Annotated in this window: 16 protein-coding genes; 12 read left to right on the top strand and 4 right to left on the bottom strand. The window is 63.9% G+C overall.

Annotated elements, in window-relative coordinates; genetic code table 11:
- Window positions 1-69: 69 nt before the first annotated feature.
- From OOT43_RS09915 to OOT43_RS09900, 4 genes are all read right to left on the bottom strand, one after another.
- Window positions 70-366 (bottom strand): type II toxin-antitoxin system RelE/ParE family toxin, encoded by a 297-nt coding sequence (locus OOT43_RS09915; RefSeq protein WP_266024761.1) that lies wholly within the window; start codon window positions 364-366, stop codon window positions 70-72.
- Complete coding sequence (locus OOT43_RS09910) at window positions 357-584, bottom strand: addiction module protein (RefSeq protein WP_266024759.1); 228 nt, start codon at window positions 582-584, stop codon at window positions 357-359. Before OOT43_RS09910 ends, OOT43_RS09915 begins: the two co-directional genes overlap by 10 nt.
- A gap of 336 nt (window positions 585-920) precedes the next feature.
- Complete coding sequence (locus OOT43_RS09905) at window positions 921-3,500, bottom strand: vanadium-dependent haloperoxidase (protein ID WP_266024758.1); 2,580 nt, start codon at window positions 3,498-3,500, stop codon at window positions 921-923.
- 220 nt (window positions 3,501-3,720) lie between these two features.
- Entirely contained in the window at window positions 3,721-4,311 is a 591-nt protein-coding gene (locus OOT43_RS09900) for a Uma2 family endonuclease (protein ID WP_266024877.1), read from the bottom strand.
- Window positions 4,312-4,778: 467 nt separating this feature from the next.
- Here OOT43_RS09900 and OOT43_RS09895 point away from each other — a divergent pair, with 467 nt between their 5' ends.
- The 12 genes from OOT43_RS09895 to OOT43_RS09840 all read left to right on the top strand — a co-directional run bounded on the left by OOT43_RS09895 (window position 4,779) and on the right by OOT43_RS09840 (window position 26,920).
- On the top strand, window positions 4,779-5,138 hold the full coding sequence (locus OOT43_RS09895) for a hypothetical protein (RefSeq protein WP_266024757.1): 360 nt from the start codon (window positions 4,779-4,781) through the stop codon (window positions 5,136-5,138).
- Window positions 5,139-5,348: 210 nt separating this feature from the next.
- Window positions 5,349-8,468 (top strand): multiheme c-type cytochrome, encoded by a 3,120-nt coding sequence (locus OOT43_RS09890; RefSeq protein WP_266024756.1) that lies wholly within the window; start codon window positions 5,349-5,351, stop codon window positions 8,466-8,468.
- Window positions 8,469-8,948: 480 nt separating this feature from the next.
- Window positions 8,949-12,425 (top strand): PKD domain-containing protein, encoded by a 3,477-nt coding sequence (locus OOT43_RS09885; RefSeq protein ID WP_266024755.1) that lies wholly within the window; start codon window positions 8,949-8,951, stop codon window positions 12,423-12,425.
- A 500-nt stretch (window positions 12,426-12,925) separates the two neighbouring features.
- Entirely contained in the window at window positions 12,926-15,709 is a 2,784-nt protein-coding gene (locus OOT43_RS09880) for a cytochrome C (protein WP_266024754.1), read from the top strand.
- Between the two features lie 55 nt (window positions 15,710-15,764).
- A complete protein-coding gene (locus tag OOT43_RS09875) occupies window positions 15,765-16,049 on the top strand; it encodes a hypothetical protein (protein WP_266024753.1) in 285 nt (94 codons plus the stop codon).
- Window positions 16,050-16,089: 40 nt separating this feature from the next.
- Window positions 16,090-18,843, top strand: coding sequence for a cytochrome C (locus tag OOT43_RS09870; RefSeq protein ID WP_266024752.1), 2,754 nt, complete (start codon window positions 16,090-16,092; stop codon window positions 18,841-18,843).
- Window positions 18,843-20,339 (top strand): hypothetical protein, encoded by a 1,497-nt coding sequence (locus OOT43_RS09865; RefSeq protein WP_266024751.1) that lies wholly within the window; start codon window positions 18,843-18,845, stop codon window positions 20,337-20,339. Before OOT43_RS09870 ends, OOT43_RS09865 begins: the two co-directional genes overlap by 1 nt.
- Window positions 20,339-20,950 carry a hypothetical protein gene (locus tag OOT43_RS09860; RefSeq protein WP_266024750.1) on the top strand — a complete coding sequence of 204 codons (612 nt, stop codon included), beginning with the start codon at window positions 20,339-20,341 and terminating at the stop codon, window positions 20,948-20,950. Before OOT43_RS09865 ends, OOT43_RS09860 begins: the two co-directional genes overlap by 1 nt.
- Window positions 20,947-21,945, top strand: coding sequence for a hypothetical protein (locus OOT43_RS09855; protein WP_266024749.1), 999 nt, complete (start codon window positions 20,947-20,949; stop codon window positions 21,943-21,945). Before OOT43_RS09860 ends, OOT43_RS09855 begins: the two co-directional genes overlap by 4 nt.
- A 47-nt stretch (window positions 21,946-21,992) precedes the next feature.
- Window positions 21,993-22,874 carry a hypothetical protein gene (locus OOT43_RS09850; protein WP_266024747.1) on the top strand — a complete coding sequence of 294 codons (882 nt, stop codon included), beginning with the start codon at window positions 21,993-21,995 and terminating at the stop codon, window positions 22,872-22,874.
- A 28-nt stretch (window positions 22,875-22,902) separates the two neighbouring features.
- A complete protein-coding gene (locus tag OOT43_RS09845; protein WP_266024746.1) occupies window positions 22,903-23,952 on the top strand; it encodes a 4Fe-4S binding protein in 1,050 nt (349 codons plus the stop codon).
- 52 nt (window positions 23,953-24,004) lie between these two features.
- Entirely contained in the window at window positions 24,005-26,920 is a 2,916-nt protein-coding gene (locus OOT43_RS09840; RefSeq protein WP_266024744.1) for an assimilatory sulfite reductase (NADPH) flavoprotein subunit, read from the top strand.
- The last annotated feature ends 24 nt before the right edge of the window (window positions 26,921-26,944 follow it).

Here is a 26,944-nt window from a genome sequence, read left to right as displayed (position 1 = left end):
TTCGTTGCGATTCGCGAGACGGAAGGGCCGTCCACAGTTTCCTCGCGGAAACCGCGCCACAACCCAGCCTCAGTTTGGCGCGAGCCGCTTTCTTGTCCAATTGGGATCGCGGCGACAATCCAATACCGCCATGACCAGGACGGTTTCCTCGATAAGCCGATAATAGACGGCAAACGGAAATCGCTTGGCAATGAGTCTGTGATAGCCGAACACGATGCGATGCATGCCCCCGTAAAAAACCAGGGAGTCGATATCCGCATAGAGCGAGTCAAGAAAGTATGGTCCCAGACCCGGCGAACGCCGCTCGTAGAAGCGATACCCTTCTTCGAGATCGCTTGCGGCAGCGGCGAGAATTTTTACTTGCACGCGACGTTTCGGCGGATTCTTTCCTTGGCCTCTTCCCAATCGGACACGCCCATTGTTCCTCCGGCCAAAGCCGCTTCACGATCCCGCAGGATGGGCTCATGCCAATGGGGGGAATCGAAGGCCGGGTCTGCTTGAGTCAGATCCGCCCAGAGGCGTTCCATGAGTTCGAGTTTTTGCGCGTGGGTAAGTCGCGATAAAGAGAATTCCGGGGCTTCCATCGCTCTAGCGGTCGCCAATAAAAGAAGCGGATAGGAATACAGTCTTGCATGGGGAAGCCGGATTCTCAACCGCTTCCCCGCTTTCCGGCCGGACCTGCGGAAAGCGGAGATTAGGCATATTGCGGAGGTGGCCGGCGAGATGCCATACGGACCGCCGGGCGTTGCCCGCCGCTCAGCGCTAAGGTTTTGTATTTTCAACCCCCTTGAGCGGGAAGCGAATCTTGCTCAGCCAGGGAGGATAGTCTCTCCGGGCTATCGGTCCCTCCCCACGGCGGGTTTGCGGGGTACCCCGGTTTCGTTTAGGGAAGCGGCCTGTGTCATCCGTTTGGGGCGGGCCTACCGGTCTGCTGTCCCGCCGAAATATTCCATCGCCTTGGCGAAGGCTTTGCGGCCGACCTGTTGACCTATCCTGCGTCCGGCGAAGTCATCGGCCTCGACGTGAATCCCGCCCCACAGTCTGGATTGCCCGGCCTGGTCAGCGGCATCGAAGTAGCTCGCCCATTGCAGCCGCAGGTCGACGGAAGGTCCGCGCTCGTGGATGAGATAGTTGTCTTTTCGTGCGGCGAACTCCATCAGCCCGCCCGGAAAGTAGGGGCTGCCGGTAAGCGCCGCCAGCACTTCGGCAGCTGCCCGGCTGAAGGTGCTGTGGCCCGAAATGTAGCCGGGAAAGGCGGGTGTGACGAAAGTCCTGCGCTGATAAGGCAGCCAAGCGGTGCCCAGGACCCAGTGCACCCCGCTGACCTGGGTTTGGGGATCGGGCGGGCTGCCCGGCCATGACAGCACGGCGACGTCGCCGATCCTGCCGCCGGTTTCGGCGGAGACCAGTTCCGCATGACGTCCGCCCGGAGCCGCGGTTTCCGGGGTGATGAGTTCGACAAGGCCGGGCTTGAGCGGCAGTCCCTGCGGGCTGTAGGAGGGCAGGGACGGATCGGACGACTGACCCTTCTTGGCCATATAGCGGATCATCGTGATCGGGCGCGCGCCGTCGTACTTCCGCTTGGTGCCCCAGCAGGCGATGGCGGCGTCGTGAAGCGCGCCGTTGAGGGCGAAATAGGTCTTCACGTCCCATTCCAGCGGGTCGAGTTCCGGGCCGGCGCCGCCGATACGGCGTGGGAACCCGGGCGAGTCCGCAACGGCATTGGCGATGGTGTTCCAGTGGCCGGGCGGAGTCTCCGAATGCGGTCCGTCCGCCCAGAATTCGGCAACCAATCGTCCGAAATCGCCGCGCGGGACGACCTGCGGGGGGTAGGGCTGGCCGGTCGCCGGATTGACCCGATGGCCCGTCCCCTCGTTCGAGCCGAGCGGGTTGTTGCCCAGGGATGCGGGCGAGATGTCCATCGTCGCCCCGTCGTCCGCCGCCAGTCGGCTGGCCAGTTCTATCACGCGGAGCGCCTCCGCCTTGTATTCCGCGTCTCCCTCGCCACCCAACTGTGGCGGCGGGCCGGGATCGTAAAGCGCTTCCGCCGTGGCGGTATCCGGGAGAGCGAAGGGGATCACTCCGCCCCATTGTGATCCGATGAAGGTTTGGACCTTGCCGGGCAACGGAATTCCGTTCTGGGAAACGGTCTTGTCCAGGGCAAGCGGCTGCCAGCGATTGGGATCGAGGTAGTAGCCGGGGTCCGAGGGATCGGTGAGGTCTATCCCCGGCAGCTTCACGATCAAGGGCTTGTTCACCGGCGTATAGGTGGGGTCCTGGTAGTTGGCGGCTTCGCCGGCGCCGTCCCGGTCGCCGAAGGCGAGCGCTGCCGCGGCGATCCGGTTTCCCAGCGCGGCGGGCGTGTTTCTGGCGGTGTCGGTAAAGCCGGGGTCCAGGCCCAGCCTGGCCATGCGGGAATCGAAGCGGGCCTGCGAGGTCGTAGAGCCCAAGGCAAGTTTTTCCGAGTAGCGCCGGGACAGGATCCGGTAGGCCGCATAGCTGATGGCAATCCGGCGGTCATGCTCGATATCCGCGGATGCAGGATGTTCAGCCGTGAGATAGGGCTTCGACTCGTCGCCATAGGCCGTCCACGCGTCGTACATCGCGAGCGAGAGATAGAAAAGGTTGCGTGCGTGGACGCCGGGACGGGGATTGTCCAGCCGGATGGCGTCCAGGATTTCCTCGTTCCATTGCCGCGCAACCGACCAATGACGCTGCAGACGGCTGTCGCAATAGGGTGCCGCAAAATAGTTGCCGCGCTTGCGGCAGTCGGCGGAGAGGAGGTCGGCCCGGTTGACCGCAGCGCAGGCGCTGCAATGCGCCTGAGCGATCAGGCAGGCGCCGGTTTCCCCGCCGGGAAGGCTGGCGCAGAGGCCGGGGAAGGCGGTGCGCCCTGCGATCCCTTCACAGTGGCGGGCAATGCTGCTCTCGGCTTTTCGTTCCGCGTCCCGCAGGCGCGCCGAGTCGGCGCCGAGGCAGGCTTCCAGATCGGCTGCCGTACTCGCTTGGTTCCGCTTCAGGCGTTTTTGGACGCAGCGGTGATATTCGGCCAGCTCGGTCCTGACGAAGGCGGCGAAAGACTGCGCGAGTGTCAGTTGGCAGCGCGCCGTGGCGTGGTCGCCGCCCGAATCCAGCACGTCGGCAAGCTCGGCGCCGAACAGGGCCGTCATGTCGGTCGCCTCGGAAAATGCGGTGTTGACGTCCTCCGGATTCGCCGGACCGAATGCCGGCACCTCGCTGCATTCCCGTGCCGCGGCGGCGAGGGTTTTGCCGCGGGCGTGCTCGATCTCGGGGTTCCGGGCGTCAAGGCAGGCGCCGATTCCGTCTGCCGCGAGCTTTCCCCCTACCGAGGCTTTAACGCAATGGAGTGCGGCGCGGGCCGCCGCGCTGGCTACACCTGCCCCGGCTTTCTGGAGTGCGGCGATGCAGCGCTGCTGGGTGGCCGCCGGAGGCGCGGCCGCGGCAGTCACAACTTTTTCGGCCAAGAACAAAAGGGTCAAGATGAGTGCTGCGCGGGAAGTTAAAGGACGCATGGGGACGGTCGGATGCGGGCGGGGATATGATCGTTCAACGTACTCCCCCAAGCAGGGACTGTGCCGAGCCTTCGGGCGATGCGCGGCAGTTTGCCCGGATCGAAGTCCGGGCGGAGGATTCGAAGCGATGCGGCGTGTCACGCATACCGTGCGTGATATGCCGGCCCCCGCGTGTTCCGGTGTTCGATCAGCCCGCTCCCTCTTCCCCTTCAGCCGCCGTGGACGCCCAAAGATCGGCCAGGGAAAACGCCAGTTCGGCGAAAGGCGGTGCGCGCACCTCGTCGGCTTCCTGCCAGGCGCCTTCCAGCAGCCAATGGCCGTCGAGGAGGCGGAAGATTTCCAGCGTGTGGAGATCCGGCTCCACCAGCCATAGCCATTGCACGCCTTGCGCGGCGTAGATCGGCATCTTGACCACGCGGTCGATGCGCGCGGTGCCGGGAGAGAGCACTTCGCACACCCAATCCGGCGCCAGGGCGAAATAGGCCTCGTCCGGCAGGGCCGGCATCCGCTCGCGTCGCCAGCCGGCCAGGTCGGGCACCAGGATGTGCGGTCCCAGATGCAATTCGGGTTCGAACAATATCCACCACCCGCCGGGGCCGCCTCGCCCTTGATGATAGGGTGGAACGATTTCACCGGTCAGAATGGAGGTGGCCTGCGCGTGTCTGGGCGCGGGGCGAGGCTGGGTAATGAGCTGGCCGTTTAGGATTTCGCCGATGACGTGCTCGGGCAGATCGAACAGGTCGCGGTATTCGGCCAAGCGTTCGGCGGGGCCGCTCATGGGAAGACTTCCGGGTTGGGCGATGCCGTTCATCATGGCGATTTTCCGCCGCCGGGTCCACATCCTGCGCGGTTGGGCGAGTGATTCCGAACGAGGCCGGGATGCCCGCGGTTCCTGCCATCCGGCGCGTCAAATGACGTAGCACCCGGTGAAAACCCGGAGCGGCCGTTTTTCCAGCTTGACCAAGGCTATATCTATCAGAGTGTTAGGTGTTGGCCCGATCTCTGCTTAATCAGGGGACTCGTCCTGCGCGGCAGTGCAGGACAGTTCGCCATCGGTAGATTGTGCAAACCATTGCGGATCCAGCGCGCCGACCATGGATATGCATGCAGGCAATATGGGGCAAACCGCTTAGGGGCGCTTCGGCGCCCCGTTTTTTTGTCCGGTCGAAACGCGCGATCCCAGCCGCGGACTTTTCCGCCATTCCCGGCGACAGCCCTCTTTTTATCCATCGCTTTGGAGTTTCCATGAAATTCGTCGTTTTCCTGATCGCCATGACCGCTTCCGCAGCAGGTTTCGCCGCGGCAAAAATGCCCGCCGGCCATCCGCCGTTGAACCCGACCGGTGCGAAGGCGCAGATGGCGCCCGCTCAGTTGGCACAAAAGGCCACGGTGATCGACGTCATCAACGTAGCTCAGTACACCTATCTGGAAGTGGAGCAGGACAAGCAATCCCAGTGGATCGCCGGACCGTCGGTCGAGGTCAAGAAAGGCGACGTCATCCGCTTCGACGGCGGCGTGGAGATGAAGGACTTTCACAGCAAGACGCTGGATCGCACATTTCCGAGCATCGTTTTCGTCAACAGGGTCGTGGTCGGAGAAAAGTGACAGGGGGGCGGGCTCTGAGATTCGTTTGTGTGTGATTTCCCTTATAGATGTGGAAAGCCACGCACGCTGCGCTGAAGGTCAATTTTCATCTAATTGTTTCCAGTTAGGTTTTTGTCTGGCCCGGATACTGCCCTACAGCGGTGGTGGCCAATACCAGAGCCGGGTCGTAGGCCGCGCAGAAAATAACCAAATAACGAGAGGGATGGACCTATGACCACGATGAAACCCGCCCCGCGGAGCAATCCCCTGCGGCGGCTGCTGATCGGCGCCTTGCTGTTGGCGCTGGTTCCCGAGGCGGCGCCGGCGGCAACCAAACTCAAGATTGCCAAAGCGGCCTGGTCGGAAAAGGCCGGCACGCTGACGATCGCCGGTAAAGCCAAGGGCGGAACCGGCGCCATCGATGTCTACGACGTCAACGGCCGGCGGCTGGGCAGCGGCCAGGGCGACAGTTTCGCATTGACGCTCAGTCGCCAGGACTTGGCGGGCGTCCCTTGCGCGGTGCGGGTCCAGTCCGGCGAGGCCGAGATCATCAGGGCGGTGAAGGGTGCGCCCAAATCCTGCGCAGGCGTGCCCACCTGCAGCATCGTGAAGCCCGCGCAGGGCAAGGCCGTACAGGCCGGTGCCGAAACCGCCTTCGAAGCCACCGCTACAGCCAAGGACCCGGCGGCGCAGCCGTTCAAGTACGAGTGGGATTTTGCCGGCGGCTCCCTCGGCGTGGAGGCTAGCGGCGGCAGTCCGGTGGCCGTCCACAAAAAGGCGGACGCGCTGGCTGCCTCGGTTTCTTTCGTGCTGGACAACACCACCCACCGGGTGCGCTTCATTGCCACCGACGCCAAGGGACGGCGCTGCGAGGACGCGGTGGAAATCGCCGTCGGCAGTCCGCCGGCAGGGCTGCCGTCCAAGGTGTCCGAACAGCCAGCAGCGACGTTCGGTTCGGAGCTGGATGGCATGAAGGGTGATCTCGTCGTTCTCCCTTTCGATGACTGGACCATGCAGGGCGACACCGATGCCGATTTCATGCCCAATTTGTACAGCTCCATGTCTCCGACCATTCATAACCTCAAGGCAGTGGTGTACAAAAAAGATCGCTTGCCGGTGGTCGTTACGTCGGCTGACGCGCAGGTGGAATATTCTGCTGCCTCCAATCCGTCCGACCCGGTCGGTGTGGGCTCGATCAACTCCACCAGCCAGAACTGGCCCCTCGGTGCGGCTATCGGCGTGTTTTCGCCAATGATGTCGGCGACGGTGCAGAAGACCCAGATTTGGGAAAAATACACTGGCGAGCCGGACAGCCAGAAAGCAACAGATTACAAGCGGCATTTCTGGGCGGCGTTTACCTCCAATTACCCGTACAGCCCGCTGAAAGAGTCCGTCAACCCGCCGCCGGACATGGGCTATATCACCAAGGTCGCTAAGCAGGACGAGCTGACCGGCAGCTTGATGCCGGGGAAGAGCAACCCCTATGTGGCCAACGAACCGCAGACGTTCGGTGCGCCCAATGGCTCTGTCAACCAGGATGAAAGCCAGCACAAGGCGGCTTTGCTCCCGCTGTCCGGGGTGGACGACCAGGGGCGGGTGAACTCCTACCCGCTGTTTCGGGTGCAGGCAAAAAAAGATGGCAAGGTTTTAGCTAGCACCGATACGGTAATGACGGCAGGAAGGGATTTTCAGTGCCGGGGTTGCCACGCCAAGGGCCAGATCGCCGCCAATCCTAACGCGCCGCATACCCAGGCCGCCTATCTGGCGACGCCCACCGGGCAGCACCAGAAGACGTTGATCAAAACACTGCCGCTGGAGAAACCAGAGTTCTTTGAGGCGAGGAGCGACAGCATCTACGATCAGGAGTATGCGGCAGCCCTGAATTATTCAAGCCTACACGACTTCTACGACGGGTATTTTTTCTTGAGGTTTATGCGGTACGGCAAGAAAGCCGATTGGTACAGCACTACCTACGCAACGGACAAAACTCAGGTCACTGGCCCCGTTCAATGCTCCGGCTGCCACCAGACAGCCATGCGCACGGGCGATTTCAATGAGGCTTGGTGGGCCGGGGATGATTTCGATCCGACCAGTCCGGCATACGATCCCAATTACACTGTGGCCATGCACCGCTTCCACGGTGAATTGCAGTGGAACGACGCGAAAACCGACATCGTTCGTGACGAGAAGGGCATGTACGCGCGTTGGGATTGGAAGACCAAAGGCCGCAACACCAAGACCCTGTTTCCCATTTTCGACGCTAGCGGAAAACAGTTGCCGATGGAGGAGAGTTGCTTGAAGTGCCATTCCGGGCAGCGCGAACAGCATTACCGCGACCGCATGGCCACGGCGGGCGTGACCTGCTACGACTGCCACGGCGACATGCTTGCGGTAGGCGAGGCTTTCCCCAAGAACTACCCGTCGAACAAGGACAAGCTGGGTTCGAGCGATCTGAGGGACTACCGGGTGGGCTGGTTCGACAATCCGGACTGTGGTTCCTGTCACGTCGGCAATGCCAATCTTGGCAAGGACGGATCGGGCGACTTTTTCAGTGCCGGTGTGAGGAAACAGGCCTTCGACGATGCCGACCTGTCGGCCACCACGCGGCCGGTGGATCGCAACGATCCGGATTCGCGCCGGTTCTCCGCCGGGCCGTTGGCTAACTATCAGGCGGCGTTTCCGACGAGCCTCCACCTCCATGACCACTCGACCGGGGAAGATATAAGGACAACGGTGGATACCAAAGTCGATGCGCCGGTCTTCCGGTTCGGTAAAGATCGCCACGGCAACGTCGCCTGCGCGGCCTGCCACGGCGCGGCGCACTCGGTGTGGCCGAACCGCGATCCGAGTTCGAACGACAACGTCACCGCGCTGCAGCTCCAGGGCCACACCGGGACCATCCTGGAGTGCAACGTGTGCCACACCGCGGACTCGTTCGCCAAGAAGGAAGACCTGGACGGCGGCCAGTACAGCGGCGACGCGCAGACCGGCATCCTGGGCGGACCGCACGACATGCATCCCGTCAACGACCCATACTGGTGGAAAGGCGCCCAGGGCGACGGAGCCAACAGCGACGGCAGCGCCTACGGCGGCTGGCACAACGACTACGCCAAGCTGCCGGGGATGAAAGGCGAAGACCAGTGCGCGGCCTGCCACGGCAACGACCACAAGGGCACCCGTCTGTCCAAGACGCCGGTGGACCGGGTGTTCGACTTCCGCGGCTTCGACGCCAAGAAGCTGAAGAAGGCCGGGTTCAAGACCAAGGTCGTGAAAGTGGCCGCGGGCACGCCGATCGGCTGCGACACCTGCCACAGCCTGGAGACCAGCTTCGTCGGCTCGCCCGGACACTGACGGCGTCTCAAGGAATCGGCGCCAGGGAGGGCGGCGATGGGCGGGGCACAGAGTGCCCCGCTTTTTTGTCCGTCAATTTTTCGTGGGGACGTGTTCCCCCGAGTCCATTCGCTTCCGGATGGTCTGTGTCATTTGCCTCAGAAAGCATGGGATTTCACTCGCGCTCCGGGGGTGGGTGCCGCGGCGCGGCCTTTCGATTTTCTCGATCTGGCGACTGTCCTGGATTTCCGTAAGCCCCGACTTCCATTCGCCGTTTATGAAAAAGGGAATCGAAATCAATTGAATGGCCCCGGTGTGGAATTCTCGGCGTGAGGATGGCGGGAGGAGGCCTCGCCCAAAGGAACTGCGGAAATGCAGCCGGGTACGGGTCTTGCCTCATGCCCTTGGGTCATTGCGGCGGCGCCTTGGATGTACGGGAGCCGCTCTTGCGTGATTGGAAAAATCGAAAACAAGAAAAGCGCGTCATTAGAGGGTAGGTAAATGAACTCGAAATATCTTCATAAACCCGGCGGGCCGCTGGGCGTTGCGACAGGCGTCGCGGCGCTGGTGCTCGCCCTTTGCGGCGGAGGGGCGCAGGCCGCTTCCGTCAGCGGCTCGGCCAAGGTCGATGCCGGGCTGGGCAAAGTGAGCGTCAAGGGCAAGGCCGCGGGCCTTGCGCCGGGCTCATGGGTATCGATCTACGATGCCGACAGCAACATACTCCTTTATACGGCCAAGACCGACGGCAAACGGAAATTCAACGTCACGCTGCAGAACGGCGACGCGCCCTGCCGGCTGCGCCTGGAAACCGGCGACGGCGGCAAGGTTCTGATGCCGGTGGGCGGAGCCGATGCTTCGTGCAAGAAATCGGCGGCCTGTTCCATCCAGAACCCGGCGGGTGACGTGGAGATCAGCGAAGGCCAGTCGGTCGAGTTTGCTGCCTCGGCGAAGGCGAAAAAGAAGGTGACGCTGGATTACCTTTGGACCGTGAGCGACGGTTCGGAACCTTTCAAGACCTCGAATTTCTCGCATCAGTTCAATCACGCCGGCCAGTACCGGGTGATGCTGAACGTGGCCGATTCCACCGGCAACCAGTGTGCGGACGACGTGGTCGTCCGGGTGGTGCCGCCGAACGCTAATCCTTACCCCAAGGTTTCCGAGCGCCCCGCGCCCGCGACCGCCGAAGCGCTCAACGCGGCGGACGGCGCCTACGTCGTGATGCCGTTCGAGGAAACCGGGATGCAGGGCGGCAGTCAGGTCACGCTGCCATTCAATCCGCTGATCCCGTACAACACCTTGAACGCGCAAGTGTTCAAGAAGGTGAAGCAGAAGCCAGCGGTGGTCGATCCCAGCGAGCTCGACGTCTTCTACTCGGCGGCTTCCAATCCGAAGGACCCGGTGGGGAGCGATTCGATCAATTCGACCAGCCAGAACCGGTTTTCGACCGGGGAATCCGGCGCCAACTGGGATCCGGCCCAGACCACCGGCAGCCAGACCGTCCTGATCGGCGGCCACAACTTCGGCGAAGCTACGCTGCGCAAGACGGAGATGTGGGACAAGGCCGATCAGTCGAACTCCGACCTGTCCGGCAAGCCCAAGAGCGGCAAGTCCATGGCGGAGCAGCAGAGCACCTATACGCCCGCCAAGCCCATGATGCAGCTCGATGAGGGCATCCGCGGCAATGCCGACGAGGGCGCGGGTGTCCGCAAGATGCCCGGTGCGGCCAATCCATACCAGGCCAACGATCCGCAGCAGATTTCCGCCTACGACAATGCGTCCAAGACCTTCCTCGCCCAGTTCCTCCCGGCGAGCGATGTCGACGACAAGGGGCGGGTCAATCCCTATCCGCTGTTCCGGGTCGAAGCCAAGGAGAAGGGCGGCAACGTGGTGGCCAAGACCGATGCGGTATTCTCCACCGCTTCAGAAACCCGCTGCCGCGAATGCCACGCCAGGGGCAAGGTCGCCGCTGACGACACCGTGTGGCGCACGCCGGTACGGGAAACCGAGTTGGCTAACGCCGACGGGAGCCCGGGCCCGGCCACCGGGGCGGGCAGCTTCGCTGCGGGCAACACCGGCTACAACGGCATCTGGCCGCCCGCGATCCACAACGTGTTCAACGTCAATGCGTACGACCCCCTGCCGCCGAACAAGCCGGCGACCTACCTGTTGAGCGGCGCGGTGCCGGCGGATGCTTCCGGACTGCGCACCGACCGGGTGGCCGAGTCGCGCGTCGGTGCGGACGGCAAGCTGCAGATCCGGTTGAAATTCAAGGATGCGGCGGAGTACGGCGATCCGGACGACTGGGTTGCGCAGGAAAAGGCGGCGCTGTTCAACACCCTGCTGCTGCACGACTACATGGTGAAATACAGCCCGACCGGCACCATTTCCTCGCAGATCGCAGATCTGGTGGAGGACAAGCTGAATGGCAGCCGGGGCGCGGCGATGTACTTCTGTTCCTCGCATCACACCAGCCAGTTGAAGTTCGATGCCGGTGTCGCGGGCCGTTCCTATCCCTCCAACCGCTCCGACTATTCGCGGGCGTTCCATGCCTTCCACGGCAAGATGCAGGTCTATGCCCAGGACGTCTCGTCTTCCGAAAGCGCCGACGGCCAGGAGCACAAGAAGGGCGATCTGATCCGCGACGGGCGCGGCCATCCGCTGATGTTCGGCGGCCGGGGCTGGGATTCGCAGCACGACGACAACAACGGGGTTCCCATCAAGTCAGACGGCTCGGCGACCAGCTACGCCTGGGACGCCGGCAAGAACGACTGGGCGCCGGACCAGTTCCCGATGCATGGGAAGGGCGAACTGCTGTATCAGTTCGGCGAAAGCGTGGCGCAAGAGGAGAACTGTGCGAAGTGCCACACCGGCCATACCGAGAAGGCCTACCGCGACATCCACTACGCGTCGGGTCTCAAGTGCGACAACTGCCACGGCGACATGCTGGCGGTCGGCAACGCGTACTCCAGCCATCGCTACGATGCGAACCTGAGCGGCGCCGGTGCCTATGTGGGCGACTCCATCCACTTCAGAAGGCCCTGGCTGGACGAGCCGGATTGCGGTTCGTGTCACGTCGGCGACGGCAATCGGAAGGACCCGAACCAGGGATTCTTCAGCGCCGGCGTGAAGAAAGTCGCCTGGCAGGCGAACGATCCGGCCAAGGCCAGCGTGTTCCCGGATGATGCCCGCTTCGCGGTCATGCCCATCGTCGAGACGCGTAAGGAAAAATCCGCCGACAAGGACGGCAATACCATCCATGTGGACAAGCAGGTATCGGTTGCACTGTTCCGCAAGAGCAAGGACGTGCACGGCACCGGATCGGGCGGCGCCATCGCCTGTTCGACTTGCCACGGCGGTTCCCACGCCATCTGGCCGAACGCCGATCCGGACGCCAACGACAATGTGACGGCAAAGCAGTTGCAAGGCTACGACGGCAACATCGCCGAGTGCTCGGTCTGCCACGTTAAGGATGACTTCAAGGAGGGCTTGGTGGCGACCGACGGCGGCGTCAGCAACAAGGGCGTGGCTCAGGGTGTGCGCGAGGGCCAGGTGGTCGACGCCACCAGCGCGCGGGCCTACCTGGCCGGGCCGCACGGCATGCATCCGGTCAACGATCCGTACTGGTGGAAGGAAGCCGCGTCTTCCGCACCCAACGGCAGCGGCACCCGCAAGGGCGGCTGGCACAACGACTTCGCCAAGAAGCCGGGGCCGTTCGGCGAAGACCAGTGTGCGGCCTGCCACGGCAGCGACCACAAGGGTACGCGGTTGTCGAAGACTTTGACGGCCCGCGAGTTCGTGAACGAGAAGGGCAAGGTGGTCAAGGTGGCCGCCAATACCCCGATCGGCTGCAACCTCTGCCACAGTCTGCAGAAGAGCTTCACGGGCGTTCCCACGGGACAGCCGCAGGCCTATCCGCCGCCGACACCCTCGCCGATCCACGGCGGCGGGGACGGCGGAGGTGGCGGCCACGGCCACTGAGCCTTCCCACCCCAATCTCCGGGCGGTCCTGTCGGGCCTGCCCGGGACTCCGCAAGCCGGCGCCGGAAACGACGCCGGCTTTTTTCGTCCAAAAGGCCGATGAGGTCCGGTTTACTTTCGTAATAAGAATCAATATCATTTCTATCGAGCGCGAAGGGGTTGCGGACGCCGGTTCCGCGGCTTTCTTCAGGGGGCTTCTTTTCCTCCAGTGCGGTTTCGCCCGCGGGAAGCGCGACCGCGGCGATTGTCGACGACGACTGAGCTTCCGTCCTCTCTCCGGCGCGTGCGTGATTTCACTCATTGACGCGTGAAATCACGTATCCGGCCGGCGTGGGGTTTTGTTCGAGTTGCCGCGGTGTCTGATTTTGAAACACTGTTTGGAATGGTTCGCATTTTGCTTTAGCTCCTCGCACCCCAGGGAAAACGGCATCGCCGGGATCCCTGAGCGATGGAATAAGAAGCGGCTGCGCGCCGGGAACGGCGCCCATGGCATTGGACGTATGAGCGAGGCACAACGAATGCGGATTCACCGGCTACAGATCTGCCCCTGGCTGTGGGCCGTCTGTCTTTTCGCCGGAATTCTTCCGTCATATGGCGGAGAGGCGCCGGCCGACAACGGTTTCGACCGGGCCGTCCTCCATCCCGCCATTCCGCTGCTGGACGAGAGCGGACGCCATGTGCTGGAGAGCGGCTTGCCCTATAGTCCAAAGACCAGTTGCGGCAACGGTTCGGGCAGCGGCTGCCACGACTACGCCAAGATCACCCGCGGCTACCACTTCGAGCAGGGCCGCGACGAAGCCCGCGACGGCTTCGGCAAGAAGCTGGGACTGCCGCAGTTGGCCGGCCCCGGCTATTTCGGCGGTTACAACTGCATGTCCGGCAATGCGCCGGGCTGGCTGGCCAGGAAGAGCAACGGCGGTGCGGCGGAGTTCGCCGATTTCGGTGCGCCCGATCTCGTCAGGTACTGCGGCTCCTGCCATGCCGGCGGCGGCTGGGGCGAACTCGACCGCAACGGCGTGCGCTACGACGAGCAATCCGCCGAGGCGGTCAAGGCTTTCGACGGGGATTATTTCAGCCGCCAGTTCCAGGAGTCCGGCAAGGGGGGGCACTACGGCGGTTCCGGGCCTTCCGAAGTGGTGGCATGGGACTGGAAGAAAAGCGGGGTCAGGGAAGCCGACTGCATGCTTTGTCACGCCGACTTTTCCCGGCTGAAGAAATTTTCCGCCAGCCAACTGGGGGCCGCCGACGGGGCGGACGGTTCGGATTCTGCGGCCACACATTACGCCCGTCTGCGCGACGAAAAATTCATCGGGGGCGGTTTTTTCCGCTATGCCGCATCGGCAATCTGGGAGTTCCTCGACGTACGGCCCGATTCGGAAGGAGGCGCTGCGCTGCTGGCGGTGGAGCGCAGTCCGACCGCAGGTACGGCGGCGCCGGATTACCGGCTCGTCCTGGACGATCAGGGCAACCCCAAACTGCACTGGAACCGGGAGGCTTTCGACGAGTCCGGCAAGATCCAGGTTCCCATGCTGCGGTTTCCCGCCAGCGACAATTGCATGTATTGCCACAAGACCGGTAACTCGCGGCGCGGCTTCTACGGCTTCGGGCCGGAAGTCAGGCTGCGGATCGGGCCCGACGGCGCCACGGTCACCGATTTCCGCACCGACGTGCACAAAGGCTCGGTCTGGAGCGAGGACAACGGCCAGGTGCGGTCGATCGAAAACTGCAACGCCTGCCATGCCAAGCAGTACTACAAGCAGCCTTCGGCCAACGTCGACCTGGATGCCGACCACAATTTCCCGAAGGGCAACGGCGACAACGATATCCGCAACGATCTCGACAACATGCCATCGGCGACGGCCTGCGAGCATTGCCATGACAAGGCGGTGAAGCCGGCATTGCCGTCCGGGCACAAGAACGTGCTGGATGCCCACCGCGAAATCTGGAAGGCCAATGGCGACATGCGGGGCTATCCGGAAAACACGTTGGACCGGATCGCCCAGACCCACCTCAACGTCGTCGCCTGCCAGACCTGCCACATTTCCAAGCTGGCCGACAACGGCACGGCCTTCCCCATGCGCTACCGCTACCGGGTCGGCTATGGCGGGCGGTTGAAGATTTTCCCCTACAAGCCGGCTTACCGCTATTTCGTCCAAGACCGGACCAGCGGACGGGTGCTGAACCGCTACGAGCGCTTCTCCGTGATCGAGGAGCGGAGCGGTTCGGACGGCGGAAAGTATGGGGCGATCCTCGATCCCGCCAGCGGCAAGGAGGTGGGGCGGGTCGCGATGAACGGGGACGGGTTCGGTGAGCCATCGAGTTTCGCCGACTACAAGGCGCTGAAACAGGCCTACGACATCGTGCTGGGAATGAAGGGCTATGCAGCGCCCAACGTCCGCTTCGTCTACGTCGAGTCCAACGAGTACGCGCTGAGCCACGCGACGCGGCCATCGCCCCAAGCGGTGCAGTGCGAGGACTGCCACGCGCGCAAGCAGAGCGGCGCCTTCAGCGCGCTGATATCCGCCGAGGGGCTGCTGGGCGAGGCCAATGTGGCCGAAGTCGCGAAGCTGCCGGACCGCAGGCTGGTGGACGCCGGCATCGTCGAGCTCGGCATGCCGTATTTCCAGGTCCAGGACGACGGACGCATCGTCGAGAGCGTGGCCGACGTGCTTTACGTCAGCCGCCTCGACCCGTCCATGTCGATTCTCAAGTCGGAAACGGCCCGGACGGTCGAGAACGAGTTCAAGACTTTGTCCAATGCCGAGGCGCTGTCCTATGCCGATCTGGACGAGGCGGCGGGACAAAAGCTCGCGGCGGATCTCGCTTCGGGGGAGGCGCTGTTGTTCAGTTCGAAGGTCGGACACGGCTCCCTGCGGGAATTCGCCCTGATCCAGGCGCGGGGCACGCGCACCGTGGCCTACGGCGGAATCCTCAAGGGGCAGGTAGAGAGCCGCCAGGCGAAGGCAAAGGACCGCGCGAGGATCGTCGGCCTAGGTTTCGGCAATCCGGTCGCGGACATCTATTCGGTGGCCGTCATGGACGCCAGCGGCAAGGCGCTGCAGGGGCTCATCGAAGGTACCGCACTGGTCAAGCTGCCCTACCGGGGCAAGGCGAAGGCGCGCGGCCGGGTGAACGTGCTGATTTCCAGGGATGGCAAGAGCTGGCAAAGGGTCGGGGGGAAAAACCTGCTGGTGTTCCGCCCGCGCGGCGAGGTGGACGGTTACGTCGTGGTCCGGATCAAGCAGCCGGCCGTCTATCTGACCATCGCCGACAAGGCCGGCTGAGCCGCAGCCGAGGCATAGGGTCCCGGAGTTCAAAGATTGCAAGAGGAGTCGTGACATGCATACCAAGTCTCGCCGGATTTCGCTGGTCGTCGAGGATGCGGCCGAATCGCCGCAGGCATCGGGAATGCTCGGCCATCCGCTGGTGCGGAAGGTCCTGCCCTGGCTCGCCGGGGCGGGAATGGGTCTGGGGCATGCTGCGGTGGCTTCCAACTGTACCGTCCCCCAGCAGGGACGCTGCAGCAGTTGCGGCAGTTGCATCGTGGTGGTCGGCTCGCTGGCCGTCTGGGCGTTGGCCAGGAAAAAGGGACAGGGCGCGTTCTACGAGGAGCATGGGCGGTGACGAGCGCTCGCAAAATCCGGGCGTACCTGGGAGATCGCGCATGACGGAGCCGACTGGCCGGGTGCAGCGGGCTGCCGCAGGGTGCTTATTGCTGCTGGTGGGGTTCACGTCCAGCGCGGTGGCGGGAGAGGCCGCCAACGCTTTCGACCGCACTCTCATGCACCCGGCCATCCCGCTGGTGGACGAGGACGGCCGGCACGTGCTGGAGAGCGGCAAGTCCTACAGCGTCCGGATGAGCTGCGGCAACGGCAGCGGCGGCGGCTGCCACGACTACGACGCTATGAACCACGCCTACCATTTCGACCAGGGGCGTGACGAAACCCGCGATGACTACGGCGCCAAGCGAGGTCTGTCCCATCTGGTCGGCCCCGGCTATTTCGGCGGCTTCAACTGCATGCAGGGCAATGCCGCCGCCGCGCTCGCCAGGAAAGCGAATCCCGCCGAGGCGGAATTCGGCGATTACGGCGCGGCGGGCTACATCAAGGCTTGCAGCACCTGCCATCTGGGCGGCGGCTGGGAGGAGTCGGACCGCACCGGCACGCGTTACGACCGGGGCGTCGATGGTTCGATCCCGGCCTGGGACGGCGATTACTACGACCGCAACGGCGACGGCCAAGTGGTCCCGTGGGACTGGAAGAAGAGCGGCGTGCGCGAGGCCGACTGCATGACCTGTCATGCCGATTTCTCGCTGTTGAAAAAGTTTCCCGCCAGCGGGCTCGGCGGCAACGGCGACGGGACGGCCGGCGCCCAGGATCACTGGGGCCTGCTGCAGGACGGCAAGTTCGTGGCCCAAGGCTTTTTCCGCCATGCGAACTCGGCGATGTTGGAGTTTCTCGACGTCCGCCCCGATCTGGCCGGAGGGGCTCAGCTGCTGACCGTGGAGCGGACGGTCAAGCCGGGAACCGCCAAACCGGATTACGACCTGGTGCTGGGCGACTCGGGCGAACCCGTATTGCACTGGAACCGGGACGCCTTCGACGATAGCAGCAAGGTTCAGATCCCCATGCGCCGCTTTCCCAGCAGCGACAACTGCATGCTGTGCCATCTGGCGGGAGCCGGCATCAACCGCATCAATGCCAAGGCGAAGAGCAGCCGGCGCGGCTTCTACGGCTTCGGCGATGAGGCGAAGGAGACCCTCGGCGAGGACGGCAAGCCCGTCGACGACTACAAGGACGACGTCCACAAGGGCAAGAGCTGGACCGACGACACCGGCGAGACCCGGATCATCGACAACTGCAACGCCTGCCATGCCAAGCAGTACTACAAGCCGGCCTACGCCAACATCGACCTCGACGCCGACCACGATTTCCCCAAGGGCAACGGCGACGCCGATATCCGCAACGACCTCGATTTTCAGCCCGGTCCGGCCGACTGCGAGTATTGCCACAGCACTGCCAAGGCGCCGGCCCTGCCGTCGGGCCAGCCCACGCTGCTGGACGCCCACCGTGAGCGCTGGAAGTCCTCGGGTTTCATGCGCGGATATGCCACGAACTCGTACAACCGGGTGGTGCAGGTGCATTTCGACGACCTTGCCTGTCAGGCCTGCCACAACCACAAGGCGGTTTACAACGGCAAGACCCTGCCCATGCACTACCGCTACCGGGCGCGTGCGGACGGGGCGCTGCGGGTCATTCCCTACGTACCGAACGCCAGGTTCTTCGTCCAGGACCGCAGCAGCGGGCGGGTGCTGTACCGCTACGAAAGGCAGTCCGTGTTCCGCCAGAAGAACGATGGACAGGCGGCCATCGTCGACCCGGCCGGCGGGCAGGAAACCGGATCGGTCACCATCACCGGCGGCCAGTTCGATCTGCCGTCCACCTACAACGACTTCAAGGCGCTCAAACAGGCCTACGACGGCCTGCTCAAGGGTAAAGGCTACGCAAGCGCCGACGTGCGCTTCGTCTATGCCGAGAGCAACGAGTACCTCTTCACCCACCAGACCCGGCCGGCGGAACAGGCGGTCGCCTGCGAGGAGTGCCATACCCGCCGGGCGGACGGCTCGATCAACGGCGCGGTCGCGGCCAACGGCCTGATGGGCGCCAATCGGGTCATTGAGGTCGCGAGGATCCCGGATTCCCGCCTCGTCGACGAAGGCGTGGTGGAGCTGGCATCCGGCTATCACAAGGTGCAGTCCGACGGCAGGATCACCGAAACCGTCGCGGAGGTGCTCGAGGCCACCGACAAGGCGCCGGATATGTCGGTCCTCAAGGCCGCCACGAGCCGCGCCGTCGGCGGTCCGCTGAGAAAACTGCCGGCCGCCGAGGCCGTGACGCTGGCTTCGCTGGACGAGGACGCCGCCGGCAAGCTCACGGCGCAGTGGGACAGCAACCTGTCGCTGACTTTTTCCGCCAAGGTCGGACATGCCTCCGTCCAGGGGGCGGCGTTGTTCATTCCCGGTGCGTCGCTGAACCAGCTGCTGCTGGACGGCGTCCGGGCGGAACTGAGCAGCAAGGAGGCCACTGCCGCCGAGCGCCGCAAGATCGGCAAGCTGGGCGGGGGCGCCCTCGCGTCGGACGTCTACAGCCTGAGTTTGACCCGGGGCGGCGGCAGCGCGGTGAAAAATTTCGGCAGCGGCAACGGCTGGGTCAAACTGCCGTATTCGGGCGCCGCGACCCGGATCAAAGGCGTCAAGGTCGCGTATTCCGAGGATGGACGGAGCTGGCGCATGCTGCCGCGCGAACGGATCGTCGCCTTCAAGGCCGGCTCCGGCGGCGCGGCGGGCTACGTCTTGTTGCGCCTGAAGCGCCCCGTCGCATCTCTGGCGTTTACCGGCAAGGCGGGAAGCAAGTCCTGATGATCCGGAGGCGTTGCTGTTTTGGGAACGAGGTGCGCCTGCGGTACGCCTGGGCCTTGCCTCGGGGAAGCGCCGTCCTGCCGATGGTTTGCCTGCTGTTTTGCGGGCTGGGTTCCTCCCCCGGCCGCTGCGACAACTGGCACGGTTCGGTGCGCAGCAAGGTCCAGGTCGACAACCGGTATACCCTGCAGAATGCGCACGTGTTCGGCGAGCTGTGGGGCCAGGGGTTTTATGACAATACCCAGGAGGATCTGCACGGAGCCGTGGAGTTCGTGACGCGCACCGGTTATCAGCCCGACGGAGGCGGCGTGGCGGGGTTGTACCAGGCTTTCGTCGAAAAGGGTTTCGATTCGTTGAACACCCGCGTCAAACTGGGGCGTTTCCAACGCACCGACAACCTGGGCCTGTATCTGGTCGACGGCGGGGCCGTCGCCTATGCCTCCGACGACAACGGATGGGGCTTCGACGCCTATGCCGGCCATCCCAGCCGATACGACCACGTGATCAGCGTGGAAGGGAAGTTCGTCGGCGGGCTGGAGGGGCGCGCGCAATGGACGCCGGACTGGGGCTGGGGGAGCGATGGGCCTTCCCTGAGCCGGATCGACGTGCGCGGCGGCTACCAGTATTTCTGGCGCGACTTGTCCCAGAGCGCGTTCGACTATTCGCCATATACAGGGTCTGGGGGATACGCCAGCGGCAACGTGAATTCCGGGGCGCTGATCGGCGATACCGGCCTGCTAGGGGCGGGCGCCGGCAGCTATTCGGCCTATGGCGGTTCCAAGCCCTGGGGCAGCTCTTTGCAGCGGCTGTATTTCGCCACCACCGGCGCGGGCAGGCTGGGGCTTTGGCGGAACAGCGACTATGAACTGGGGGTGCTGGGAACCTACCGGGCCGACCGGGAGGCGTTCGAGAACATCCGCCTCAACGGCCAGCTCGACCTGACCAACGACGTGCGCGTCCGCAGTTCCTACGAATACTTCCAGCCGCGCGATCCCATCCTGACCTTCCGGGAAAAGTTCTACAGCGCCTATGCGCTGGGCGAGCAGACCCTGGCGCGGACCCGCATCCAGCACGAGCCGGTGAAGGATTTCAACTACTACGTCGGCGGCCTCGCTTCGAGCCGCCAGGGTTACGACGGCTACGGCGGCGAGCTCGGGGCGAACTACGTGTTCAATCCCAACTTCGGTCTGATCGGCGAGTTCGACTACATGTCCCTGGGGCCCGAAACTGCCAGCAGTTTCTACCTCAGCAGCACGCACACCGTGAATTCCCGGCTGCAGATGCGGGTGAATACCGCGCTGCGGTTCGAGGACAAGATCCTGTACGGGTTCAACCGGGCGGTGGGTGCGGAAATCGAGGCTTTCTACATGCTGCGCAACAATCTCGTGCTCAACGTCGCAGGGAGCTACGTCTGGTATACCCGCATCCTCGACGAGTACCTGGGGGCGGTCCAGGTGATCTATTACTTCGACAACTTCAAACCGAAGGGGATGTGATGGCGCGGCTGATACTGGTTCTGCTCTGGGCCGTGGTCCTCGCCCCCCTCGTCGGTGCCGGCGATCTGCCCGACGCGGTCAAGGACCCCAAATGGTGGGAGAAGCGGGAGAAACGCACGGACATCCGCTATCCGCACAACGCCCACATGGAGGTGATGGACGAGGAGGGCGACAGCTGCATGCTGTGCCATTCCTTCGCCCCCAACGCGATGGCCGACGAGAGCAAGCTCAAGCCGCTCACCACGATCTCCAACGAGCCCCTCAAGGCGGTCTGCCACGACTGCCACGTGACCGAGCAGCGCGGCCCCTGGCGCTGCAACCTGTGCCATGACGATAAGACCAAGATCTGGCCGGAAGACCATCGCTTCGGCTATATCGACCACCATGGCGAAGCCGCGCGCCGGGACGAAGCCGCCTGCAAGGAATGCCACCTCGATCTGGCTTTCTGCACCAACTGCCATTTCCGCAGGGACACCATGGGCACCGGCTATCACCCGCTGGGCTACCGTACCCTGCACGGCCTGTCGGTGAAGGTCGACACGCTGGACTGCGGACGCTGCCACAACCAGGTCTATTGCGAGACCTGCCACGCGAGGACCCGATACCAATGAAAACGAACACCAAGCGTCTGGCGATATGGCTGTGCATGGTCGGATTTGCGGTGTTCTATTCCGTGATGGCCGGCGCCTACACGGTGTCGACGGCGACCGGCAACCTGCTGCTGACGCCGAAACACGGCGGCGACGGCACCGCCTGGGGCCGGACCAACTGCGTCAGCTGCCATTTTCTGCAGAACATCCACAAGAAGGCCCCCAACATCCGCAACTGGGTGCTCTACAAAGGCACGGCCACCTGCACCGGCTGCCACGGCACCAATGGGACCAACGCGCCACGGCGCTGCATCATCTGCCACAACTCCACCGACCTGGCCACCTCGCCCCGGCAAGGCGGCGCTCACAAGCACGATTTTTCGGTCAAGAAAGACCGGCCGCTCGGCGACGGCGACTGTCTGACCTGCCACGTCAAGCCGGACATGGACGGCCAGTTCGAGCGCGACGTGGATCTGACCGCGATCCGCGACGCCGCCGGCAGCTTCGCGCCGTATACCAGCAATACCGACTTCTGCCTGCGCTGTCACAACCGCGATCATCAGCCGGCCGGCGTCCGCATCAAGTCGAGGCCGAGCTACGGGCTCAACGATCCGCTGGTGGCCATCGAGGACGACTACACCCAGATCGACCGCCACGGCTGGGTCAACGGCGGTACGGGGCCGTACCCCGGATTGCGCGGCAAGAAGTTCCACTACGCGGACGAGGTCGCCTGCACCGACTGCCACGTCATGCATGGAACCCGCAACCCCAAGCTCATCCTGGACGACACCCGCAAGGGCTCGAACCGGCTGCTGAAGACGCTGCCCAAGCCTTACAAGGCCCGGGTCCACGACGGCAACTACGCCGAATTCTGCGTGTTGTGCCACCGGATGGAGGACCCTTCGGTCGAGGAAGGCGCGTACGACGCGGGCAACGGTCTGTCCGGCGTGCACGACGTGACCTCCGATTGTACCGAGTGCCACACCCATGGGGAGCCGGTGAAGGGGGGATTGTGAGGGGAGCGGGGAGCGCGTGGCCGGGACCGGGCAGGTGGTTGGCGGGAATGCTGCTGTGGCTGCTCGGCACCGGCATCGCGGCTGCGGGTGCCGAGGACAGCTATGCGACGACGAAGAAGCTGCCCCCCCTGCACCACGTAATCGGCGTCGTGCTGCCCGAGGAGATGAAGACGCCGAAACGCCTGCCGTTGCGCGAAGACCGCGAGCTGCGTTGTCCGACCTGTCATGGCATCGAGGACATCGACAAGGTGCCGTACCGCCGGATCGACCGCAGCCTACCGGATTTCCTGCGGGGCGGGCCTTACGACGAGTTGGAGACCTTCTGTTACGAATGCCACGAGGAAGACAAGTTCAAGCGCCCAAACATACACATCCTGCTGGACAAGAACGGCAAGCTCCAGGAGGAGCACTGCACCTACTGCCACGAGGAGGTGCACCGGGAGCGGGACCGGCCACTGCGCGCGCCGGACTACAAACTGCGGCTGCCGCCGGAAAATCTTTGCTACGGCTGCCACTTGAAGACGCCGCATTTCAATGCGCTGGAACACCAGGATTCGAAGCCCGACGCCCAGATGAAGCTCCACATGAAGGACTCGAAGGAGCGCTACGGGATCATCCTGCCCCTGAGCCGGGAGGGCAAGGTCATGTGCCCGACCTGCCACGCCCCGCATCAGCCAGGCGTCATCGATGCGCTCAACCCGGCCGTCGGGCAGGTGGACAACGCCGATCTGGAGACCGGCGTCAGCTACCGCGAACACCCCTGGGATGCGGTGGTGCGGGAAGATAAGAAGGCGCGACTGGAAACCTTGAGCGAACAAAACGGACAACGATTCGAGCTGGGATACCGGCGGATCGACAAGGAAGTATTGCTGAGGCTGCCGGCCAAGAATGGAGAGCTGTGCTTGGCCTGCCATCAGTTCGACGAATGACACCAACTCAACCGCGAGGAGCAAGACCATGAATGCCCTGACCGCGACACTAGCCGAAAAAGTCCGATCCGTCCCGAAGATCCAGCGCTACCGCTATTTCTGGATCGCCGTATCCTGCGCGATGTTCCTGGGGCCGCTGGCGGTGCTGCCGGGCTTGGCCGGCAACACCGATCTGTGCGGAAAGCTGTGCATGCGTCGCTTCTATTTGTATTTTCCCGGCATGAACTGGGACGACCTGTTCATGCACGTCTCGGTGGCGCTGATCGGCGTGGTGGCCTTCTTCGTCATCATCACCTTCACCTTCTTTTTCGGGCGCATCTGGTGTTCCTTCATCTGTCCGGTCGGCGGGTTCTCGGAGCTGGTCAGCCGGATGCTGAACGACCGCTGGAAGATCGAGTATCGCGGGCTGCCTCAGGTCCAGATCCGTTACGGTTACCTCGCGGTCTACATGGGGTTGCTTCCGCTGCTCGGCATCAGCGCCTGCACCCTGTGCAACTTCATCACCGTGCCCCGCTTCGTCGAGGCCCTCAGCGGGGGCTTCGTCGGCCTGGCCTTCATCTTCTCCACCGTCGGCCTGGTCAACCTGTCCCTCCTGTTCCTGCTCGGCTTCTTCGCCAGCAAGGGGCGGGCCTACTGCCAGTTCCTCTGTCCGATCGGCGCCATCGACGGACTGGTCAACCGCCTGGGCGCGAAATTCCGTTTCACCCACCACATCCGGGTCGACAAGCAGCGCTGCACCGGCTGCACCGATTGTGCGAAGAAGTGCATGTGCGGCGCCATCAAGATGGTGGACAAGGTTGCCGTAGTCGATCAGTTCTCCTGCATGTCCTGCCACGACTGCGTCGACGCCTGCGACTGGAATGCCATCGAGTGGACCACGGCGCCCAGGAACAAGACGCCCAAGCGGGTCAAGCGCGGCATCCAGATCCATCCGGAGCCGCAATGGCAGGCGGTGGTGAGGATGCAGCCGAAACCGGCGCCGACTGCGCGCGAGATCCACTGGGGACGGGTGGTCAACGGCGTGATCGTCGCGGGTTTTTCCGTGTTTCTGTTCACGACCGCGGTGTGGCTGCACTGAGCTCAAGGAACTTGAATCCGCACCGATGCGGCAGCGATTTTTGAATTCGACGATGATGCGGTACGCCTTTTCCCTGTGGCTGATGCTGGTAGCGTGCGGTTCCGTCCTGGCCGCGGAGCGGCACAGCGATCCCGACGGCTGCTTTTCCTGCCATGGCCTGCCGGGGCTCGAATACCTGGACGACCACGGCGTGCTGCGGGTCGCCACGGTCCTCAAGAGCGATTATTACGGCTCGCTGCACGGCAGCGTGCCCTGCAAGGACTGCCACCGCAAGATCGAGCGCTATCCGCACAAGCCGGAGGAAGGCTATGTGGACTGCTCCGAATCCTGCCACCTCAAGGAGCCGTCCAAGGACAAGGCCTTCACGCACAAGCCGGTGGTCGATGAGTTCAAGAAATCGGTCCACGGCGCCGGCCACGCGCCGGGAGCGACCAAGGATTTCCACGGCGGCAACCGCCTCGAGGAGGAGACCGGCCAGCAGAATCCCTCCTGCCGACGCTGCCATTCCAACACCCCGTACATCAAGGATGCCAATCTGGAGCGGTTCAAGCAGGAACTGCACCACACCGAGACCGAGTGCGGCACCTGCCACCAGGGCGAAACCTGGCGCAACCAGTTCAGCGGCCACATCCTGCGCCGCTTGGTCGGCAGGAACTACAACAAGATGGAAGCCAACGCCCTGTGCGTGGACTGCCACGGCGATCATGAAGCCATGGCGAAAGTGGAAATACAGGACCCGGAAACCAAGGAAAGGAAAAAGGCCAGTTTCCGCTTCGCCCACGCGACCGACAGCTACGCGAAGACGCTGCATGGCAGATTCCTCGCGGTCAACGACGAATCCGGCGCGAGCTGCATCGACTGCCATGCGCCCGAAGGTTTCCGCCACGGCGTCCTGCGGGACGAATCGAAGGCGGCTTCGACCCACCCGGACCGGCTGGGCGAGACCTGTTCCCAGGCGGGATGCCACGGCTACGCGAAGAGCCCGCTCAATCTCGGATTCCTCAACACCGATCTGCACGACCTGGACTTCCTGCGCATGGAAGGCTCATCTTTCGCCATGGATTTCTCCCGCCTGGATTCCGCCTGGTACGCGGCGGGTTGGGTGCTGGGGCCGCTGGGACTGATCTTCCTGGTATCCAGTTTCCTCTCGCCGCTGTCCCGTTCCCGGAAATTGCCGATAACCGAGATCGTGGGGTACGAACACTTCCAGCGCGTGATGATCGGCAGCACCTCCGCCAAGGCCGGTCTGTGGCAGCGCATCCTGCTGCGGCTGGCCGGACGGGCGCCCGCCGCCGCTCCGGCCGTCGCGGCCCCGGTGGTCGAACCCGACGCACCCATCACTTCGCTGACCATCCTGTTCGGCTCACAGACCGGCAACGGCGAGGGCGTCGCCGCCGATCTCGAAGCCCGGCTAAGGGCCTGGGGCTACAGCGTCAAGCTGGCCGACATGGCCGATTACGATCCGCGCGAAATCGTCAACGAAAGGCTGCTGTTCGTCATCGTCAGCACCCACGGCGAGGGTCAGCCGCCGATCCCGGCGGAGAAGCTGCACGGCTATCTCTATGCCGAAACCGCCCCGAGGCTGGAGCATCTCAAGTTCGCCGTATTCGCCCTCGGCGACAGCAGCTACAAGCATTTCTGCAAGGCCGGCAAGGACTTCGACGCCTTCCTGCAGCGCCTGGGGGCGAACCGGGTGCTCGATCGCGTCGATGCCGATGCCGATTTCGAGGAACCGGCGGCCGCCTGGATCGAGGCGGTGCTCGGCTGCTGCCGCGCCATCATTGGCGATACCGGCATCGAGCAGCCGCTTGAGGCCGAACCGGCGGATCAGGCCGCGGCCAAGGCCGGCTATGGGAAGACCAATCCCTATCCGGCGGAGGTCCGGCGCAATGTCAATCTCAACGGGGAGGGCTCGGCCAAGGAAACCCGCCATATCGAGATCGATCTCGGCGATTCCAGCCTGAGCTACGAGCCGGGAGATGCCCTGGGAGTCTATCCGAAGAACAACCCCGTTTACGTCGAAGCCCTGCTGGTAGCCTTGCAGGCCGACGGCTACGCCGAAGTCACCCTGGGCAAGGAGACCCTCACGCTGCGGGAGGCGTTCTACAAGCATCTCGACATCACCGGCCTGAGCCGGGTATTGGTCGAGAAATACGCTGAACTGAGCGACAGCCGGGTTCTCGCCGGGCTGCTGGCGGATGCCGACCCTGCACCTCTCGATGGTTACATGTGGGGCCGGCAGATCATCGACCTGGTCGAGGATTTCCCGCTCCAGGACGTTCCGCTCCAGGCTTTCGTCAACGTCCTGCGGCGCATGCCGCCACGGCTGTATTCGATCGCCTCGAGCATGAAGTCCCATCCCGGCCAGGTGCATCTCACCGTCGGCGCGGTGCGCTACCACGCCCACGGTCGGGACCGGGAAGGGGTCTGCTCCACCTACCTTGCCGGCCGTGTCGGCGCGGACGAGCGGCTTTCCATCTTCGTGCAGCCGAACAAGCATTTCCGCTTGCCCGAAGACCCCGCGACGCCGCTCATCATGGTCGGGCCAGGTACCGGCATCGCGCCGTTCCGTAGTTTCGTGGAAGAGCGCGAGGCCACCGGCGCCGGCGGCCGGAACTGGCTGTACTTCGGCGACCAGCGCTGCGCCACCGATTACCTCTACCGGGAGGAATGGGAGGATAAGCTTGCGCGCGGCGTGCTGACCCGGCTGGACCTCGCTTTCTCGCGCGACCAGGAGCGGAAGGTTTACGTCCAGACCCGGATGCTGGAAAGCGCCGGGGAGATGTACGCCTGGCTCGAGGAGGGCGCCTGTTTCTACGTTTGCGGCGACGCTTCGCGCATGGCCCAGGACGTCCACCAGGCGCTGCTGACGATCGTGATGCAGGAGGGCGGAAGGACGCAGGAGCAGGCCGAGGAATACCTCGAGGCCATGGCCGCCTCCCGGCGCTATCTGCGCGACGTGTATTGAGCCGGCTTCGCTGAACGGTGCTTG

Source organism: Methylococcus mesophilus (assembly GCF_026247885.1).
Lineage (GTDB): Bacteria > Pseudomonadota > Gammaproteobacteria > Methylococcales > Methylococcaceae > Methylococcus > Methylococcus mesophilus.
The sequence above is the reverse complement of the archived record's forward strand: the minus strand, read 5'-3'. Positions and strand labels throughout refer to the sequence as shown.